General features: G+C 61.9%; 1 pseudogene. It reads left to right on the top strand.

Features of this window, described 5'->3' with window-relative positions:
- A pseudogene (locus BN1800_RS39960) lies at nt 1–281 on the top strand (thiamine pyrophosphate-dependent enzyme); the annotation flags it as partial.

The raw sequence follows: 281 nt of genomic DNA, 5'->3' as shown, positions 1-281 counted from the left end.
GCTGGCGGATCGCCTCGAGGGCAAGCTGCTAAATGCCGGCGCGCTACTGCCGCTGCGCGAGGGGATCCTCGCCCTTATTTGTGACGGCGCCGATGAAGAAATTGGACTGGTCACGCTGGATGGGCTGGTGCACGCCGTGCGCAAGGTCATGGGGGAAAAAGACATCGTGGCGCTCGACAATGGCTTATACAAGATCCCGTTCGCCCAGAAGTATCGGACCAATCACCCCAATACGCTGCTGCTCGACAACACGCTCGCGACCATGGGCGCCGGCGTGCCCT

This window comes from Rhizobium sullae (assembly GCF_900169785.1).
GTDB classification, from domain to species: domain Bacteria; phylum Pseudomonadota; class Alphaproteobacteria; order Rhizobiales; family Rhizobiaceae; genus Rhizobium; species Rhizobium sullae.
This window is presented reverse-complemented; position numbering and strand designations above follow the sequence as displayed.